This window comes from Gelidibacter sp. (assembly GCF_053579655.1).
Window position 1 is genome coordinate 203,644 of sequence record NZ_JBMDWE010000001.1, and the last position, 19,073, is coordinate 222,716.

General features: G+C 36.1%; 16 protein-coding genes. 5 read left to right on the forward strand and 11 right to left on the reverse strand.

The window, feature by feature from the left end; translation table 11 throughout:
- Window positions 1-35: 35 nt before the first annotated feature.
- Window positions 36-521 (reverse strand): SixA phosphatase family protein, encoded by a 486-nt coding sequence (locus tag ACOH2D_RS00845; RefSeq protein ID WP_348035896.1) that lies wholly within the window; start codon window positions 519-521, stop codon window positions 36-38.
- Window positions 522-983: 462 nt separating this feature from the next.
- Between ACOH2D_RS00845 and ACOH2D_RS00850 the strand changes: the two genes are divergently transcribed.
- Genes ACOH2D_RS00850 through ACOH2D_RS00860 form a run of 3 tightly spaced genes read left to right on the forward strand, consistent with a single transcriptional unit; the run spans window position 984 to window position 7,979 of the window.
- Entirely contained in the window at window positions 984-5,132 is a 4,149-nt protein-coding gene (locus ACOH2D_RS00850; protein ID WP_449534105.1) for a DUF6923 family protein, read from the forward strand.
- Between the two features lie 10 nt (window positions 5,133-5,142).
- Complete coding sequence (locus ACOH2D_RS00855) at window positions 5,143-6,060, forward strand: PorP/SprF family type IX secretion system membrane protein (RefSeq protein WP_348035894.1); 918 nt, start codon at window positions 5,143-5,145, stop codon at window positions 6,058-6,060.
- Window positions 6,061-6,071: 11 nt separating this feature from the next.
- Complete coding sequence (locus ACOH2D_RS00860) at window positions 6,072-7,979, forward strand: OmpA family protein (RefSeq protein WP_449534106.1); 1,908 nt, start codon at window positions 6,072-6,074, stop codon at window positions 7,977-7,979.
- 537 nt (window positions 7,980-8,516) lie between these two features.
- On the opposite strand, the gene ACOH2D_RS00865 is transcribed toward ACOH2D_RS00860, so the two are convergent.
- Together ACOH2D_RS00865 and pdxH are read right to left on the reverse strand one after the other, a co-directional pair.
- Complete coding sequence (locus ACOH2D_RS00865) at window positions 8,517-9,011, reverse strand: CAP domain-containing protein (protein ID WP_449534107.1); 495 nt, start codon at window positions 9,009-9,011, stop codon at window positions 8,517-8,519.
- A 413-nt stretch (window positions 9,012-9,424) separates the two neighbouring features.
- Entirely contained in the window at window positions 9,425-10,072 is a 648-nt protein-coding gene (gene pdxH, locus ACOH2D_RS00870; protein WP_449534108.1) for a pyridoxamine 5'-phosphate oxidase, read from the reverse strand.
- 81 nt (window positions 10,073-10,153) lie between these two features.
- Here pdxH and ACOH2D_RS00875 point away from each other — a divergent pair, with 81 nt between their 5' ends.
- On the forward strand, window positions 10,154-10,573 hold the full coding sequence (locus ACOH2D_RS00875; protein WP_348035888.1) for a hypothetical protein: 420 nt from the start codon (window positions 10,154-10,156) through the stop codon (window positions 10,571-10,573).
- On the opposite strand, the gene ACOH2D_RS00880 is transcribed toward ACOH2D_RS00875, so the two are convergent.
- From ACOH2D_RS00880 to rpsA, 6 genes are all read right to left on the reverse strand, one after another.
- The gene (locus ACOH2D_RS00880; protein ID WP_348035887.1) at window positions 10,560-11,468 is read right to left on the reverse strand and encodes a ribonuclease Z; all 909 of its coding nucleotides are present in this window, start codon (window positions 11,466-11,468) and stop codon (window positions 10,560-10,562) included. The genes ACOH2D_RS00875 and ACOH2D_RS00880 overlap by 14 nt on opposite strands.
- 112 nt (window positions 11,469-11,580) lie before the next feature.
- Window positions 11,581-11,913, reverse strand: coding sequence for a ribonuclease Z (locus ACOH2D_RS00885; RefSeq protein ID WP_348035886.1), 333 nt, complete (start codon window positions 11,911-11,913; stop codon window positions 11,581-11,583).
- Window positions 11,914-11,924: 11 nt separating this feature from the next.
- Entirely contained in the window at window positions 11,925-12,854 is a 930-nt protein-coding gene (locus ACOH2D_RS00890; protein ID WP_348035885.1) for an aspartate carbamoyltransferase catalytic subunit, read from the reverse strand.
- A 210-nt stretch (window positions 12,855-13,064) separates the two neighbouring features.
- A complete protein-coding gene (locus ACOH2D_RS00895) occupies window positions 13,065-13,415 on the reverse strand; it encodes a hypothetical protein (RefSeq protein ID WP_348035884.1) in 351 nt (116 codons plus the stop codon).
- A 2-nt stretch (window positions 13,416-13,417) separates the two neighbouring features.
- Window positions 13,418-13,957, reverse strand: coding sequence for a bifunctional pyr operon transcriptional regulator/uracil phosphoribosyltransferase PyrR (gene pyrR, locus ACOH2D_RS00900; protein ID WP_348035883.1), 540 nt, complete (start codon window positions 13,955-13,957; stop codon window positions 13,418-13,420).
- A gap of 258 nt (window positions 13,958-14,215) precedes the next feature.
- Complete coding sequence (gene rpsA, locus ACOH2D_RS00905) at window positions 14,216-16,066, reverse strand: 30S ribosomal protein S1 (RefSeq protein ID WP_348035882.1); 1,851 nt, start codon at window positions 16,064-16,066, stop codon at window positions 14,216-14,218.
- Window positions 16,067-16,354: 288 nt separating this feature from the next.
- Here rpsA and ACOH2D_RS00910 point away from each other — a divergent pair, with 288 nt between their 5' ends.
- Window positions 16,355-16,732: a LysM peptidoglycan-binding domain-containing protein gene (locus ACOH2D_RS00910; protein ID WP_348035881.1), complete on the forward strand. Its 378-nt coding sequence runs from the start codon at window positions 16,355-16,357 to the stop codon at window positions 16,730-16,732.
- A gap of 550 nt (window positions 16,733-17,282) precedes the next feature.
- On the opposite strand, the gene cmk is transcribed toward ACOH2D_RS00910, so the two are convergent.
- Window positions 17,283-17,972 (reverse strand): (d)CMP kinase, encoded by a 690-nt coding sequence (cmk, locus tag ACOH2D_RS00915; protein WP_348035880.1) that lies wholly within the window; start codon window positions 17,970-17,972, stop codon window positions 17,283-17,285.
- A 34-nt stretch (window positions 17,973-18,006) separates the two neighbouring features.
- Window positions 18,007-19,026, reverse strand: a complete 1,020-nt coding sequence (gene porQ / locus ACOH2D_RS00920; RefSeq protein ID WP_449534109.1) for a type IX secretion system protein PorQ — start codon at window positions 19,024-19,026, stop codon at window positions 18,007-18,009.
- Window positions 19,027-19,073 lie beyond the last annotated feature (47 nt).

Below are 19,073 nucleotides of genomic sequence, written 5' to 3' on the forward strand. Positions count from 1 at the left end.
TTTTAGTACAAATTGACACAATGAAAAAACTAATATTATTTAAAATCTTTAGACGTCAGGATCATTTTGGTCTTTCCTACATTTACCTCTTTCCAATGATTGACGTCAAAGTCGATCATGACAAGACCTGACGTAGGGAGGTTATCAATATACGTATCTCCAAAACTATTGGCCAAGGATGTAAAGGCATGATTATGTCCGAAGATCATAATTTTGTTCAAGTCATCATCCAATGATTTTATGAACCGACGCACCTGATTGCCACCAAAATCATAGAGTTCTTGTTCAATAAGCAATAAGCTTTTTGGTAGATTTAAATTCTCCATAAAAACCTTGCAAGTTGTAGCTGCTCTGATTGCCGGACTGGAATAGATGGCATCAGGATGAAAATCATAGGCTTTAAACTCCTTAGAAATTAAATTTGCATCCGAAAAACCTCTCAGACTCAATGGGCGATTTAAGTCACTGACATCATCATCCCAAGAGGATTTTGCATGTCTTATCATTACGATTGTTTTCATATTTACTTCGATTAAAAGCTTATTTTATCGACAAAGTGTTGGGTATGTAAGAATAATAGTTTAAACTTGCGTCTTAAAACCGCTGACTATTAACCTTCTATACCTCTAATTTATGATAAAAAATAACCGATCGAGAATCTTTCCTCGCTTTTTTTCAATCCTTGCCTTCGTTCAAAAGGTCGAATTAGTCGATAAACATTACTGACAGAGCCTTTTAACGATTATATATGTGATTTGCCATTTTTATTTGATTGGAAGCTTTTATCGCTCTTTATTTGTCTCAACCTATTTATTATATGACCCTAAATCAAAATAATTTTTTAATCCAACATGCATTAGTTTATAGTGCCTTCCCTCAAATAAATTTCATATTAATAAATTGTTTTTTGTCATCTATTAATTTAGTTGACCTATTAAGATTTAAACTCCAATCGTAACGCTATGAAGATAATCTTTACTCCAATGCTACTAAAATTAAATTTAGTATTATTTTTTATGCTATTCGCAAGTGTGTTTGATGTCACAGGACAGAACACATCGAAGCCTGCAACCCAATCCAAGCAAGGTGTTAGGGTTAATACTGAAAATTATTTACACATCAATGATGCGGTAATAAATGAGTATAGTACTGCCAAACATAGGTCAACTCCTAAGTCTAGGCCAATGGTAGACCCATTCAATTGTGAAAGTGGTTTAGTCTACATCATTACTAATACAACTTCTCCAAATGGAAATGTTAGTGGGTTACACTCATACAACTTAGGAACAAAAACACAAACACTTATAAAATATCCATTGGTAGACAGCAAAACGTCTTCTCAGTTTGTCAATGCGATTGGATATAATGTTGTGGACAACTACATTTATGGTATTCTTCAGGGCACCAACACGGCAGTTAAAATCGATGCCACAGGTGCAATGGAATTTTTAACTATTACCGGTGATTTTGGAGTTGGAGATTATAGTTCAGGTGATGTCGATAAAAATGGTGTTCTTTATATTTATGGACAAGGCAGATTTGTTTCTATAAACTTAAACCCATCTGCTCCGGATTATTTAGAAGCAAAGACTTTATTGAGGTATTCTAAGACGTTCCATGATATCGCATTCAGTCCAATCGATGACAATATTTATATGATAACTAGTGATAGTAGTCGTACACTCTTGCGTTTCAATATAGCAACTAATACAGTGACTTCAATTGGAAATGTAGCTGGATTGTCAGCTGAAAGCACCAATTCATTTGGAACAGCATTTATGGACAGTGTGGGCAATATGTACATTTCTAATAATGTTTCTGGTAATATTTATAAAATTGCGTCACCTCATTCGGGAGGTCTTGTCGCAATTCCTTTTAACTCTTTAACTGGTTCTCCTGGAGACGGTGCCCGTTGCCCATATAAATCAATCTCTCCAAATGCCGTAAAGGATCAAGCATGTTTGATAAAAAATGAAACAATCAGCATTGATTTGATTCAAAATGATGGATCAGGAACTTATCCCATAGATTTGGCTTCTGTTCAACTTATTGATCCTATCACAAATGTAGCCGCAACAACCGTTACAGTTGCAGGACAAGGGACATTTAGTGTTGATAATAAAGGAATTATGACCTTTACGCCACTGGTTGCTTTTACGGAGGCTACAATAAATTATACTGTTTCAGATACTGTTGGTTTGGTGTCGAACCAGGCGTCAATAACGGTTACACTAAACACAACCTCTGCTCCAACAGGTGCCAGTATTCAATCATTTTGTACAACAGAGGCCTTAACCATTACTGCTTTGAAAGCAACGGGCTCTTCTATCAAATGGTATGCTAGCGCAACGAGCACAACAGCCCTTCCTTCATCAACAGTACTTGAAGAAAAGACTTATTATGCAGCACAAACGACAAGTTCAGGTTGTGAAAGTCTCGAGAGATTAGCAGTTACGGTTGAAATATCTGGAGGTGTTTCTCTGGTTGGTTCAGAAGAACTCACTTGTACTGATAATAAAACTTCATATATCATTAAAGCCATCTTCAATGGTAATGCACCTTTGAAAGCTAATGGTAATGGCGCACCGGGAGTATTTACCGATAATGGAAACAAAACATTTACTTGGGTTTCCAGTCCGATTGCTGCTTCACTCGCCACTTATAATGTAGAAATCACTGATGTTAATGGTTGTAACAGTGTCGTACTATCTGGATATGCACCTTTTGATTGTTTAGCGTTGCCATTTAACTGTGACGACGGATTGGCTTTTATATTAACTAATACTGGTACTGACCAAAATAATTATGTCACTGGACTTTACACTCTTAATTTAGCAACCAACGTTCAAAATTTAGTAAAGTATCCGTTAGTAGAAGACACCAGTTCTCCACATCGTTTTATTAATGCGATTGGTTATAATATTTTAGACAATTATCTATATGGACTTCTTCAAAGGACTAATAAAATCGCGAAAATCGATAATGCTGGAGACATTGAATATTTGGATATTACGGGCTCATTTACCCCAGGATACTATAGCTCAGGAGATATTGATCACAACGGTGTTCTCTATTTATATAATGGTTCTAAATTTGTTTCCATAAATCTTAATCCTGCTAATCCAAATTATTTAGTTGCCATCAACTTAGTAAATTATAGTTCATCCGTAAATGATTTAGCTTATAACGTTTTGGATAATAACATTTATATGGTAACAAGTTCTTCAACACCAAAATTGTTAAGATATAATGTTGCAGCCAACAGTGTTACCGATTTGGGTATAATTACCGGATTGGAAGCTGAAACTACTTCATCTTTCGGAACGGCCTTTATGGATAGCATGGGGAATTTATTTATTGCCAATAACGCTTCAGGTAACACTTACAAAATTGCTTCTCCTGAAACTGGTGGTGTTGCCGCAGCATTCTATAGCTCCGCAATGGTAGGATTACAACCTGGGGACGGTGCAAGATGTCAAAATCAAATTACGCTTCCTGTCGCCAATGACGATATCACATGTGGTACCGTCGATACGAACACTATTATAAATGTGCTTACTAATGACGGCGAAGGCTCATACGCTCTTGATATAGCTTCTGTTCAATTAATTGATCCTGCAACTTTGGCGCCAGCAACTTCAGTTGTAATCGCCGATCAAGGAACTTTTAGTGTAGATGCAAACGGAGTGGTAACCTTTTCACCAGTAGCAACGTTTACGGAGGCATCTGTTCAATATTTTATAAAAGATGTTCTTGCTAATGAGTCACAGTTAGCGACAATAACAGTGAAACTTAATGTATTTGAAGTTACTTGCCCCACTTTTGCTGATCTTAACGTTGAATGTTATGGTAATTTGCCAAATCAAACCACCTATAGTATCAAAGAATTTGAAGCTCTAGGCAATGGTAATGGACGCATTGATGATTCTTCATGTGGCATCATCAAAATCACAGCATCAAATAGTTCAGATAACGGAGACTGTTCACAGACTGTTACAAGAACTTACACGATTACAGAATATGCAGACGATGAAATCACGGTTATCAATACAATGGAATGCATACAGATTATAAAAGTGCAAGATGTAACTGCTCCAGTATTTGGTGAATTACCTGCAGAATCAACAGTGGAATGCGGATCTACATATGCGTTCGCACCGGCTACTGCGACCGATACTTGTGACTCCGAAGTGGCATTGACTTATGAAGACGTGACTGTTGCTGGTGCATGTGATAACAACTATTCAATAACAAGAACTTGGACGGCTACTGATGCTTGTGGGAATACTTCAACAGCATCACAAACCATAAACGTTCAAGATACTAATGCTCCTAACCTAGTAACTGAATACGAAGCGGAGATTACCATAACATGTGATAACATTCCTATGGTTCCTGAATTGGTATTTGAGGATGCATGCTCAAACAATATTGAGGTTGCATTTACCGAAACATCAACGGCCGGTGATAATAGTAAAAATTATGTTATTACCAGAACCTGGACAGTGTCTGACCTATGTGACAACATCTCAATTCACACGCAAATTATCAACGTTATTATTGTTAATCCAATCGTTGCCATTAATACAGAACTTTGTAATGATGATGATTTTGATTTTGACCTCTTCAGCTTATTGAGTGGAACTGTTGATAAGGAAGTTGGTACTTGGAGCGTGGTAACCGGTAATGCAACATTGGATGGAAGTACTTTTAATCCTTATAAAATGGATTTAAGAACCTATACTTTCAAATACACTGTAGCTGATGAGAATTGCCCTACTGAAACCTTAGTAAACATTGTCCTAAATGATGACTGTGTGCCATTGTCATGTGGTGCTGAGGATGTGGTCATTTCAAAAGCTGTGACAACTCATGCTGATGGAAAGAATGACTTCTTCACGATAACTGGAGTAGAAACCTGTGGCTTTACTTATGAAGTTCAAATATTCAACCGTTGGGGTGCTATGATCTATGAGTCCAAGAATTACCAAAATGATTGGAATGGAACAGCATCTAAAGCTTCGGTAGGAAGTTCAAATTACGTACCATCAGGTACATATTATTACGTCGTTAACCTAAAAAACAGTGGATTGAAACCTTTCGCAGGACCTATCTACGTTGCAACCAAATAAATTTTAACCTATGAAATTTGTAAAGTTTAATATCATCGTTTTCATACTGTTCACTAGCTGGGTGGGCGTTGCTCAACAACTACCTCAGTTTACACAGTATATGTACAACACCATCTCCATAAATCCAGCTTATGCTGGTAGTAGAGAAACCTTGAGTGTGGTAGGACTGCACAGGAGCCAATGGGTTGGACTCGAAGGAGCGCCAACTACTCAAACGCTATCTGTACACGCACCACTGCGCAATGAAAAGATTGGTTTAGGATTGTCATTCATCAATGACGAACTTGGGTATCAAAATTTCCAATATGTTTATGCTGACTTTTCTTATAGCATTCAAACAGGAGAAAACACTAAATTGGCATTCGGATTGAAAGCTGGTTTTACCGGATTTAGTTTGGATTCAGATTTCCGAGAAGCAGAGTTTGACGATCCTGTTATCTACGGCTATGAAAACAGATGGAAACCGAATATTGGTGCCGGTGTCTATTGGCATAGTAGCAGATGGTACTTGGGACTATCTGCTCCAAGAATGTTGAATACCGATTACAACGGCGATGACAATTTTGAAGCATTGGAACGTTTGAGCTACTATTTCACGGGAGGCTATGTATTTGACCTAAATGAATCAACCAAATTTAAACCGGCATTCTTAGTAAAAGCTGCCAACGGTGCACCACTATCTTTGGATTTAACGGCAAACTTCCTGTTTAATGAAGTGTTTTGGATTGGTGGATCTTACAGAATTGATGAAAGAACTTCTGCTTTAGGAGGGATTGCTGATTTTCAAGTGTCAAAACAGCTAAGAATCGGATATGCCTACGAATATCCTTTTTCTGACCTAAGACCTTACACAAGTGGGACACATGAAATTTTATTAATGTTCGAAATCTTTAAGAACAAACGTATTAAATCGCCTCGATACTTCTAAAACTTATGACTATGAAAACAAAATTATTTATATTTCTCTTTGCGCTTAGTAGCACATTCATGGTTGCTCAAAAAAAGCTGGCAGATAAATTCTTTGATAACTATTCTTACGTTAAAGCCACTGAGCTTTATGAAGAAGCTGTAAAAAAAGGAGATAGTAGTGAGCATGTCCTCACACGTTTGGGTGACTGTTACTATAACAACTCAAAATCAAAGGAAGCCGCATTTTGGTACGGTAAAGCTGTTCACAAATACAACAAGATTAATCCTGAGGTTCTTTTCAAATATATTCAGAGCTTAAGAAGTATTGAAGACTATAGGGAGGCTGACAAATGGTTGGTGAAATTTAAAGATATTCAAGGAGGCGATAGTCGTGTGAAAGATTTTGACGCTAACAATCTCGATCTTTATGAAGACTTGGCATCTACTGAAAATGTGGTTGTGAAACTTGAGAACATGCCTTTCAATACTGAGTTTTCTGATTTTGGTGGCTACATGGCGAATGGCATACTTTATTTCGCATCTGCCAGAGATGTCAAATTGAAAAAGAGATACGGCTGGAACGATGAACCTTTCTTAGATATTTATCAGGTCATCGTAAAAGATAATGACGGGAAAAAAGAATACAGCGATGTTGATTTTATCAATTCTTCAAAAATTAACACACCATATCATGAAGCCTCTGTTGCGATCACTAATGATGGTCAAACCATGTATTTTACGAGAGATAATGTTGACAGAAGAAACAAATTGGATTATGATCGAAAGGGAACTTCACATCTAAAATTGTATAAAGCTACTTTAGATAATGAAAAATGGACAAACGTTGTTGAACTTCCATTTAATGATAAATACTTTTCCAATGGTCACCCAGCCTTAAGTCCAGATAACAAAAAATTATATTTTGTATCCGATCGTGAAGGCGGCTTTGGCCAAACGGATATTTATGAAGTTGACATTTTAGAAAATGGAAAGTATAGCGAACCTAGAAATCTAGGTCCAAAAGTAAATACTGAAGGACGTGAAATGTTCCCTTTCGTTGCTAAGGATAATACGCTCTACTTTTCTTCTGATGGGTATTTGAATTTAGGTTTATTGGATATTTATAAGACTAATATCCTATTGGATGCAAATGCCGAACCTCAAAATCTTGGGGCACCTTATAACAGTAGTTATGATGATTTTGCATTCTATATGAATGATGGGAGCAAAACAGGCTACCTCTCCTCTAACCGACCTGGTGGAAAAGGAAATGATGATATTTACGCGTTTAATGCAGAACCTTGCAAGCAGCTAATCCAAGGAATTGCCAGAAATATTAAAAACAGCGAACCTCTAGCTAATGTTGAAGTGAAGCTGATTAATAAATCTGGAAAGATCGTTGCCACAGTGACAACATCAGACACTGGAGCGTTTGAATTTAATGCAGATTGTGACAAGACCTATACGGTTTTAGGTAGCAAAAAAGATTACAAAGATGCTTTAAAAGAAGTAGCGACTAATTTTGAAGATGGCAAAATTAACAATGCCGATCTTTACTTGACACCGTTAATTGACGCGAATCAAATTGTCATCAACCCTATTTTCTTCGATTTTGACAAATGGAATATCAGAACGGATGCAGAATATGAATTGGAACATATTGTAGACGTCATGAGAGAGCACCCAGAAATGGTCATCAAAATTGAATCACATACAGATAGTAGAGGAAGTGACAGTTACAACCTGAAACTATCTGATAGAAGAGCAAAATCCACAAGAGATTATATCCTTTCAAGAGGAATTGCCAAAGATCGCATTGAAAGCGCTATCGGTTATGGCGAAACCCAATTGCTCAACAAATGTTCAAACGGCGTTAAATGTACCGCAGAAGAGCACCAGTTGAACAGAAGATCCTACTTTTATATATTGAAAGATTAATTATCTATAAAATAAGATTAAAAAAGCAGACCAATTCGGTCTGCTTTTTTTTATGCAATAATTTTTCTAAAAGAACTCCCAATGATAAAATTGGCGTGTAAAATGTTTGAATTATGAATCTGATTCCTTTGAATTGAATTTATCGAATGACAGGCTTTGGAACGTTCAGCGAGTGAACTATTCCCTTTTTTTAAAAGTAAATCATCACCAATCGTATTGGCGCTGAAATGCTTTCAAGTTTGAATTTTAAACACGTTTGGAGATTGATTCAATTGGGTAATAACAATTGAATTCAGAGGGCCCTTTAAGTCAAATGTATAAATATACCTACGTTACATAGGATAAAGTCCTATTCTCAATTTACTTTACGGATATCAATAGCTATGCATGAAATGATAATCAGTTTAATCACTCATAATTTGGTTTGAAGCAATTCAACATGATCAAGGACAATTCATTTTTAAATAAAAAAAAACCACTCGTAATCGAGTGGCTTCTTTCAAAATAACTAACACTTTATTTAAACTCAAATTCAGGCTAACGCTTTATAAAAATATTTGTGAAATACCATTTTCCTTGTGAATTCATTTCTGCAGAAATATCAAAATCAGTAAAATCCCCTTCTATTGTTGCCTTATGACTTGGACTATTTAACCACGCTTTAACCACAGATTGTGCGGAACTGTAGGCATAGGCCACATTTTCCGAGACTTTAGTTGCTGCAGCATTTTCTACTAAACTAATTTTACGTTGAAAAAAATTATCATGGTTTACCTGATCGAGAGAAACCATGTAATCGGTATGTGTAAAGGCTACAGATTTAATAATGCTTAAGTTATGCAAGGGTGCCAAATCCATTTCAATTCTATAATTATTTATTAACTCCAAAATCTCTATCTCGATCAATTTAGCTGGTGGAGCCTTTTCTAAGGCAGTTGCATCTATTTTGTTTTCTTGCAACTCATCCCGGGAACAGGAAAACATTAACATAGCCATTAAGGCCAACATTGGCAGGTAGATTCTTGATTTCATAAGTAGGTTATTCGATTTGGTTCAGCTAAATTAAAAGACTAACCTGAAAAAGATGTTAAATAAATGTTAAAATCGATGAAAAGCACGCGTTTTATCGGTTTAATATGTAAATCATCGATGAAATGCACTTTAGAAACCTAAAACCATGTCCTACGTCGTTAAATGAATACGATTCATCGACAAACAAGAGTTTGGAAAAATGAACTATGGGGTATTTCTAAATGGAAATAATGTTGTCAATGGAGTAAAATCTGAGAGAATTATCTAACTGTTTAAAAAAAACAGTCAGATAAGCGGCATGAACAAAGCTTGATAATATTCAATACATCACCTTAGAACCTAGCTTGAATTTTAAAAATTCAGAAAATCATAAGAAGCAACAAATGTTGTTCATCGTCGAATTACAATTAACATTACGGTGAAAGTCGTTCCATAACCCAATCAAAATCTTCGTTCAAAGTAAATCTAATTCGGTCATGCAATCGATTGGGACGTCCTTGCCAGAACTCAATGGAAATAGGTTTCACAATAAAACCTCCCCAATATTCAGGTCGCGGAATTTCTTTGCCTTCATAGGCTGTTTCCAACTGATGTAGTTCGTCTTCAAGAACTTCTCTGTTCTTAACAACTTCACTTTGATGGGATACTATGGCACCTAATTGACTTCCTCGAGGTCGGGATTCAAAATACCCATCACTCATGTTTGGCGACACTTTTTCTGCCGTGCCTTTAATAATCACTTGACGTTCGGCTTTAGGCCAAAAAAAAGAAAGACATACTTTAGGATTGGCGATAATAGCCTTTCCTTTTTCACTATCGTAATTTGTGTAAAAGATAAAACCTTCGTGGGTATATTTCTTAAGGAGCACTACCCTACTTTTAGGAAAACCATCCAATCCAACGGTAGAAATAGTCATGGCATTTGTCTCACCTTCATTAAAATTAGAATCAACTTCATAAAACCATTTTTGAAAAACTTCCATAGGATTATCACTGATATTCCCTTCCAGTAATTCTTGTTTTTCATAGGATTTTCTATAATTCCCTAAGTCTGTATTCATTACAAATAATTTTATGTTTAATGGCGATATTTATTTTTTTGGTCGTCAAATTCTTATAAATTTAACCATTATTTCCCTAAAATGCGATTTGAAGAAAGTAAATATTTTAAGCTCATACGACATTCAAAAATAGAATTTTCGTTTGGAAATTTTTATCTCTGTAACAATTTTATAATCTCCGAACTCGATGAAGGTATTCATTTTGATTGGGATAAAATTTTAGAGGTTATTGGTGCAGCCTTTGACTATTATGGCGAAAATTTAAAGATCGCCTACATTTCCAATAGAGTACAATCTTACTCGATTGAACCGCAATTATGGCACAAATTTCATAAAGAATTTGACTTTATCATTGCCACGGCCACAGTAGCTTACAATGATTTTAGTTATATCAATGCCTCTATTGAAAAGCAGTTTACAAAAAACAGTTTAAAGCGTTGTGATGATTTAGACGAGGCAATTAGTTGGGTGAAACACCTTAAAGAGTTTAGTCAAAATTAAAACGCTTGCCATCATTCGCTAATTTAACGGGTTTAAAAATCGTTTCCGCTTCTATTTTGAATTCATTCAAATTATCATAACGTGTTGAAAAATGACCTAAAATAAGCGTCTTTACATTGGCTTTTTTGGCAATCAGCGCTGCTTCTTTCGCTGTAGAATGTTTTGTTTTTAGTGCCAAATTAACATGTTTTTCTAAGAAAGTCGATTCATGATATAAGACATCCACGTCTTTTATAAGCGGCACAATATCCTCTTTATAAGCGGTGTCACTGCAAAACGCATAACTTTTTGGCGGATGAGGCGGTAAGGTTACTTTTTTATGATCGATAAGAACGCCTTCATTATTAAGCACATCATAGCCTTGTTTTAATTTGTTATAATAGGCCATATCTATATTGGCTTCGATGACTGACGGCATGTGCAAATGACGTTCGCCTTCCTTTTCCTTAAACAGAAATCCGTTGGTATAGATACGATGATCTAGCGGAATGGTCCACACTTCTACTCTATCATCTTCAAAAATAAGTTCGGAATTATTGCTTGTTAATTCATGGAAATAAAGCGGGTAATTGGTCCAGGAATCGGCCAATTTCATTTGAAGGGTTATGACTTCCTTTAGACCTTTCGGACAGTGGATATGCAATTCAGTTTCTCGCGTCAACAATCCAAAGGTTGAAATCAATCCGACCAACCCAAAATAATGATCGCCGTGTAAATGGGAAATAAAAATATGCTTAATGCGGGAGAACTTGATCTGATTCCGGCGCAATTCTACCTGCGTATTTTCACCACAATCAATCAAAAAAAGATGGTTGTTTATTTCCAAAACCTGAGCTGTGGGATTGGCTTCTTTACGAGGTGTTGCACTGAAGCAACCAAGAATTGTAAGTTTCATTTTTTAAGTTTAGAAGTTTGACGTTATAAGTTTAGAACAAAAATAGATGAGAATAAATTGTATTTTATTCGTAAACATCTAAACCCTAAACTCCTCAACTCATAAATTTATTTTAAAAACCAAGATCGCGCTCCATCTCCTCCATTTCAATGACGTCGTAAGCTTCCTTAAGCGTTGGAACCACGGCAATTTCATCTGGCATTTCATCTAAATCGATTTGATCAGTCACAATTACAAAAGAATGTTTGGCATGACGATGTCTGTTGGAAATTTCAAGAAATTCAACGATGTCAGCTAAGTTCACTTTATTTAAAACCGACAGATTAATGATGACATTATCATTTTTAAATTTCGGATAAGTTGCCTCAAGCTTCTTTACCAATTCGATAATGGTACTTTTTTCTTGTGTGATAAGGGTTGTATTGTTGTCTTTATCAAAAATCATAAGTCTTGGTTTTAATGTTTGATTTTGGAAGCTAATAAATAAATAACCGCCATCCTAATCGCTACGCCATTTTGAACCTGGTCCAAAATTATGGCTTGTTTGGAATCTGCCACATCACTGGTAATTTCCACACCACGATTAATAGGTCCTGGATGCATGATGATGATTTCTTTATCCAATTGATTAAGCAAGGCCTTATTCACACCATATTGCTGCGTATATTCTCTTGTAGATGGAAAATAGGTCATGTCCATACGTTCGTTCTGCACCCGAAGCATATTGGCCACATCGCACCATTGTAACGCTTTCTTTAGATCAGTTTCTACTTTCACACCGAGTTTGTCAATGTATTTTGGCAATAGCGTTTTTGGTCCGCAAACCATGACTTGAGCGCCCTGTAACTGAAGTGCGAATATATTGGAAAGCGCGACGCGACTATGCAAAATATCGCCAACGATGACTACTTTTTTTCCACGTACTTCCCCTAAACGCTCTCTAATGGAATAACTATCCAAAAGCGCCTGAGTTGGGTGTTCATGGGCACCATCTCCAGCATTGATAATACTAGCCTTAACGTGTTGTGACAGAAACACACTAGCGCCAGGATTTGGATGTCGCATGACCACCATATCTACTTTCATGGAAAGGATATTGTTTACGGTATCAATTAAGGTTTCTCCTTTAGTTACGGACGACTGTGATGCCGAAAAGTTAATGACATCTGCAGAAAGTCGTTTTTCAGCCAATTCGAAAGACAACTTTGTACGTGTGGAATTCTCAAAAAATAAGTTGGCAATGGTTATGTCTCTAAGCGAAGGTACTTTTTTGATCGGCCTATTAATGACTTCCTTAAAATGATCAGCAGTTTCAAAAATCAGTTGAATATCTTGTGAATTCAGATATTTTATTCCCAATAAGTGATTGACACTTAATTCGCTCATTGTAGGTGTTATTTATTGATTATTTCTATTTTTTATTCTTACTCAACGCGATTAAAGTTCAAGGTTCAGAATTCAAGGTTTCAAGTTCATTTTCGACTTCCAGCCTTCGCTAAAGCTACGGACGGGCAGGCAATTTCTATTTCGTTTACTCTACATTCTACCCTCTATATTCTATCTTCTATCTTCTATATTCTTTCCTCTGCCCACTTCCTACGCAACTTCCTCTAATCTAAACTCAAGTTCACTATGCGAACCGTCTTCATTATTGAAACGCAAATACACCATCGCTTTTTGTAAAAAGTCAAATTGCAGTAAAATTGGTTGCATCAACTTAAATAGTTCTTCGGCATTTCTGCCATAGGCAAAAAGACGTCCATCCGTATCCTCCATATTTACTTCATGGCCATCATATCGGCCAACGTCTTCAGAAATATTATCAAACATCATGGCATCTACGCGATGAATTTCATCCAAACCATCAAAAGCTCCAAAAGACACGATCACTTCATCGCCATTTTCGGAGATTTTCTTATCTATTTGAAATAATTCTTCACTCGTCATGGTCAATTGTTAACTAAATAAACAGCATCTTCTCCTCCATTTTCAACCCAGTTCACTTTCACTTTTTCTTCATTGATGGCATCTACCTGGCGTCCTCGGTAATTGGGCTGAATTGGTAAATGTCGGCTAAATCGTCGGTCGATTAAGGTCAATAATTCAATTTCATTAGGTCTTCCAAAAGATTGAATGGCTGTTAAAGCCGCACGAATACTTCGTCCTGTATAAAGCACATCATCAATAAAGACAATGTTTTTATCCTCGACAATAAAATTAATTTCAGTGGTATTGGCTTCCAAAGGTTTTTCTCCACGACGGAAATCATCCCTAAAAAAAGTGATGTCCAAGAGTCCTAATTGAATGTTTTTAATGCTATAGTCGTCCTTTAAAATTTGGGTTAACCTGTTGGCCAAATATTTGCCACGGGGCTGAATCCCAATAAGAACGGTATTAGAAAAGTCGTTGTGTTTTTCAATCAGTTGACAAGCCAATCGATGAAGAATGATGTTTACCTCTTTTGCGTTAAGTAGAACTTTTTGGCTCATAGTTTTCCAAACGGATTTGGTTTACAAATTTAGGATAAAAATTCAAGTGTGCAATGGTTTTTCACTTGTTTAGTTGTGGAGATGTTTGTTGTGAAATTGAAGTTTAATTGCATTGTTCTTCTATCAGAATTGGCAGAACTGAGCCAAATTATTGATATGCCGACTTTTAAAATAAAAAAAGCCCTCAACGTGATGTTGAAGGCTTTCCTTTTATTATGTTGAGAATTATAATAGATTCCTGCCTGCGCAGGAATTCAATTATATTTTCCCTTCCATTCTGTCTTTAAGAGCTTGTAAAGTATCATTAGCATCACCAAGTGTTGGTTTTGCTTCTGCTTGAGTAGCTTCTTGTTTTGCAACAGCAGCTTTTACGTTAGCAATCTCTTCTTCTTTAAAGATAGCAGTATGAGAAGCAACAACACGTTTGAATTCTTTATTGAACTCAATAATTTTGAATTCAGCAGTGTCACCTTTTTTCAATTTTTTACCATCTTCCATTTCTAAATGACGTGCCGGTACGAAAGCAACGATATCCTCGTTAAACTCAACAGTTGCACCTTTATCTACCATTTCAGAAATTTCTGCTGTATGCGTAGTACCTAGAGCAAATTCAGTTTCGTATTTGTCCCAAGGATTGTCAGTAGTTTGTTTATGACCTAAACTTAATTTACGTCCGTCAACATCTAATTCCAATACCACAACATCTAATGTATCACCTACATTACAGAACTCACTTGGATGCTTGATTTTCTTAGTCCAAGATAGATCAGAGATATAAATCAATCCGTCAATACCTTCCTCCAATTCTACAAACACACCAAAGTTAGTGAAGTTACGTACAATACCTGTATGGCGTGAACCTACTGGGTATTTGTTGGTAATATCAGTCCATGGATCTGGCGTCAATTGTTTGATACCTAATGACATTTTACGGTCTTCTCTATCAAGAGTTAAAATAACCGCTTCAATTTCATCACCTACTTTTACGAAATCTTGAGCAGAACGTAAATGGGTTGACCAAGACATTTCACTTACGTGAACTAAGCCTTCGACACCTTCTTCTACTTCAATAAATGCACCGTAATCAGCAATAACAACAACTTTTCCTTTTACTTTGTCTCCAACTTTTACGTTTTCGCCTAAAGCTTCCCAAGGATGTTTGCTCAATTGTTTTAAACCTAATTGGATTCTTGATTTATCTTCATCAAAATCAAGGATAACAACGTTAAGTTTTTGATCCAATTCAACAATTTCGTTTGGATGGTTGATACGTGACCAAGAAAGGTCAGTAATGTGAACCAATCCATCTACACCACCAAGATCGATAAAGACACCGTAAGAAGTAATGTTTTTAACAACACCTTCTAATACTTGTCCTTTTTCTAACTGGCTGATGATTTCTTTTTTCTGCTCTTCAATATCCGCTTCAATAAGCGCTTTATGAGAAACCACAATGTTTTTGAATTCGTGGTTGATTTTCACAACTTTAAATTCCATTGTTTTATTAACGTACTGATCGTAATCTCTAATAGGTTTCACATCAATTTGTGATCCTGGTAAGAACGCTTCGATACCAAAAACGTCAACGATCATACCACCTTTTGTACGACATTTAACAAAACCGTTTACGATTTCGCCAGTGTCATGCGCATTGTTTACACGATCCCAAGCTTTGATTACTCTAGCTTTACGATGAGATAACACCAACTGTCCGTTAGCATCTTCACGTACATCAATTAATACTTCTACTTTGTCGCCAACTTTTAAATTCGGGTTGTAACGGAACTCGTTAAGAGAAATTACACCTTCCGATTTTGCGTTGATGTCAATAATAGCATCACGATCAGTAATATGGATCACTACACCTTCAACAACTTCATCATCAAGGGTATCCACGAAATTTTCTGATACTAACTTTTCAAATTCCTGTAGTTTTTTGTCATCTACTTGCTCAATTCCTTCTTCGTAATTGTGCCAGTTGAATTCTGCTAGGAATTTTTCAGGGTTTGCTTGCGCTTCTGATACTTTAGGAGCTGCTTTTTCAGTAGTTTGAGTTTCTACTGTGTTTTCTGTAGATACTACTTCTGGGTTTGTTTCTTTTTCAGACATTTGCTGAATACTAATTTGTATTCTGGGTGTTTTAGGAAGTTTTATGCGACTAACACACAGAAGTGTTATATAATTTTATGTTTCATTCCTTTTATCTTCCACAGGTATCGCTAAAAGGAGTGCAAAAATACAATATAATTTTCTTATTTACAAAAAATATAAACCTCTAAATTCATGAGGATTAGGTTTTTTTTATATTGGTTAAAATTTGAATTGATAGTGTTATCGTTTTGATTGCGAATATATTATATTTACAAGACACATAATTAATCTTAAAAACTCAATATCATGGTAAAATCTAAGTATCAAAGTGTTTTAGACCTAGGACAACAACTAAACATTGAAAATGGGGATGTCTCAGAAGAGAATGGAGTCTTAAAAATAAAGGGAACTGCAAAGAATCAATATGAAAAGAATCTTTTGTGGGATAAAATCAAAGCTGTTGGCGGTGAGAATCCATCGGACATTCAAGCAGATATAAAAGTGGCAGACACTTCCGTTTTTGCGAGACATACCGTAAAATCAGGTGAAACTCTTAGTAAAATAGCCAAACAATATTATGGCGATCCTACTAAATATCAAAAGATTTTTGCTGCGAATTCAGATATTTTGAAAAATCCGGATTTAATTCATCCTGATCAAGAACTTATTATTCCGAATTTATAGAATCACAGTATATTTATTAATTGAAAAAACGACCTTCTGGGTCGTTTTTCTATATGTAATGGTTTGGTTTGCACACCTAATCATAATGAATGGAACGCTGATGACGCTGATTTTGGGTGAAATTCACTGATCTCATTATTGCATGAATTAATTCGAACAATCCTATTGGAATTTGGATTTTGATTATTTGATATTTTTAGATAGAACGCTGATGACACTGATTTTGGGTGAAATTCACTGATTCTCTAAAAATTCCATTGTGAACCTTTGTGACTTCATTGTGGAACTTTGAGTTATAGCTTTTCAATAGATGAAATTACAAAAACACTATGGAACATTGATAATACAAGTTTTTTGACACAGATTTCACGGATTTACACGAATTACTATGTGATGTTACACAGAGATACGTGAAGATACCACAGAGATTCAGAGAGAAAAAAAACTGACTAAGCTTCAAATTAACGCATCACAACTACCCAAAAAAAACTTTTCACGACAAACACTCTTGCGTCTTAGCGCCTCTGCGAGAGAAATCCAATCCAACTTATTATTCACTTATCTTATTTTGTGCCAAAACCAATAGTTTCTCAAACTGCGCATCCAAAGACAAGTTAGAATTATCAATTTCAATAGCATCATCAGCTTTCACCAATGGAGAATCTTCTCTTGTAGAGTCAATCAAATCCCGGGATTCGACATTATGCAAAACATCTTCATAACTCACATTTTCATTTTTTTCAATCAGCTCTTTATAGCGTCTTTCGGCTCTTGTTTCTGTGGAAGCGGTCATAAACAACTTTAATTCTGCATCAGGAAAAACTACAGTGCCGATATCACGACCATCCATAACCACACCTTTCTCCTGCCCCATTTGCTTTTGTTGCTGGACTAACATTTTTCGTACTGCAGAAATTTCAGCCACCTGACTGACTCTTTGTGATACTTCCAAAGTTCGCACCTCTTTTTCAACGTTTTTTCCATTCAGATATACTTCTGCAAAACCTAAGATGTCATTATATTTGAAGCTGATTTTTATCTTATTTAATACTGAAACTAACTTTTCAACATCAAAATGATCATTTGATATAAGTTGGTTTTGCATCGCATACAAGGCCACCGCCCTATACATGGCACCAGTATCCACATAAACATATCCCAAAGCTTTGGCCAATTGTTTGGCGACCGTACTTTTTCCTGTGGATGAAAAGCCATCAATGGCAATCGTAATCTTTTTCATATTCATTGTCCGTGGAAACGGAAATCTATTTAAATTATCGTAAATCTATTTGTAGTCCAAAAAAACTAGTATTTGATGCACTCGTATAGCGCGCATGTGTATAACTGAAACGCATTGTATTGAGTTTGATGCCAATTCCAAAGGAAAGTCCTGAAAAGTTGCGTTGATCCACAATGCGAAGCTCTTCTGAACGTCTAAAATTATATCCCAACCGCAGATTAAATCCTCGGTCAGGAAAAAGTTCTGCACCAATAATCGTATGACGCATGACTTCATTTAAAAACCCCACTTTTTCTTGGGTCTGGATACCATCTAAATCTGTGGTTGCTCTGGCTGGATTAGAAAAGCCTATGGGCCATTGTTGTAAATTATCAAACGTAAGATGCCATCTTAATGGCACATGTTGCAAGGTTTGAGAAAGTCCTAAATTGACTTCAAGTGGTAATTTCTCATGCAGATCCGCATAAGTCGTAAACTGCATTCCAAAATTCCTAACAGATATGGCCGCATGAAAATCGAGATCTTCATTAATATACATGACTCCAGCATCAATCGCACCGCCAATGGAATTGTATTGCTCCAATTTTGAGGTTATCAATTTTCCGCTGACACCAACATAAAAATCAGAATACGGAATACGCAATGCATATCCAAATGACAACGCCGCTTCATTACCTGTAAATGTTCCGGTGGAAACACCGTTTTGATCATATCCATCAAATTTACCGTAATTAATATAGGTCATACCAATATGAAATGTTTGCACGTGCCGATCCCAAGTATAGGCGTAAGCGCCCGTACCATAAGAGATGCCGCCTAAATAACTAGCGTAGTTTAAAGCCAATTGATTATCCATTTCAGGATTTATGGTTGCTGGATTGTAAAGGCCACTGGTCACATCATAATCGAGATTAGTAATGACTTTTCCTCCTAATGCAGCCTGACGTGGCGAAGATACCAAGTTTAAAAACTGGTACGTGGATTCGCCACCAAGTTGCGCGAAAACTGAGATGTTCGAAAAAACAAAGAATAAAACAGTAATCCTCTTGGCCATAGAATGACAAAAGTAATATTTCTTACTTGAAACGCTGATATGTTTGC

Coding starts and splice junctions, on each gene's coding strand:
- ACOH2D_RS00845 (WP_348035896.1), bottom strand. CDS start 521: ATGAAAACAATCGTAATGATAAGACATGCAAAATCCTCTTGGGATGAT.
- ACOH2D_RS00850 (WP_449534105.1), top strand. CDS start 984: ATGCTACTAAAATTAAATTTAGTATTATTTTTTATGCTATTCGCAAGT.
- ACOH2D_RS00855 (WP_348035894.1), top strand. CDS start 5,143: ATGAAATTTGTAAAGTTTAATATCATCGTTTTCATACTGTTCACTAGC.
- ACOH2D_RS00860 (WP_449534106.1), top strand. CDS start 6,072: ATGAAAACAAAATTATTTATATTTCTCTTTGCGCTTAGTAGCACATTC.
- ACOH2D_RS00865 (WP_449534107.1), bottom strand. CDS start 9,011: ATGAAATCAAGAATCTACCTGCCAATGTTGGCCTTAATGGCTATGTTA.
- pdxH (WP_449534108.1), bottom strand. CDS start 10,072: ATGAATACAGACTTAGGGAATTATAGAAAATCCTATGAAAAACAAGAA.
- ACOH2D_RS00875 (WP_348035888.1), top strand. CDS start 10,154: ATGCGATTTGAAGAAAGTAAATATTTTAAGCTCATACGACATTCAAAA.
- ACOH2D_RS00880 (WP_348035887.1), bottom strand. CDS start 11,468: ATGAAACTTACAATTCTTGGTTGCTTCAGTGCAACACCTCGTAAAGAA.
- ACOH2D_RS00885 (WP_348035886.1), bottom strand. CDS start 11,913: ATGATTTTTGATAAAGACAACAATACAACCCTTATCACACAAGAAAAA.
- ACOH2D_RS00890 (WP_348035885.1), bottom strand. CDS start 12,854: ATGAGCGAATTAAGTGTCAATCACTTATTGGGAATAAAATATCTGAAT.
- ACOH2D_RS00895 (WP_348035884.1), bottom strand. CDS start 13,415: ATGACGAGTGAAGAATTATTTCAAATAGATAAGAAAATCTCCGAAAAT.
- pyrR (WP_348035883.1), bottom strand. CDS start 13,957: ATGAGCCAAAAAGTTCTACTTAACGCAAAAGAGGTAAACATCATTCTT.
- rpsA (WP_348035882.1), bottom strand. CDS start 16,066: ATGTCTGAAAAAGAAACAAACCCAGAAGTAGTATCTACAGAAAACACA.
- ACOH2D_RS00910 (WP_348035881.1), top strand. CDS start 16,355: ATGGTAAAATCTAAGTATCAAAGTGTTTTAGACCTAGGACAACAACTA.
- cmk (WP_348035880.1), bottom strand. CDS start 17,972: ATGAAAAAGATTACGATTGCCATTGATGGCTTTTCATCCACAGGAAAA.
- porQ (WP_449534109.1), bottom strand. CDS start 19,026: ATGGCCAAGAGGATTACTGTTTTATTCTTTGTTTTTTCGAACATCTCA.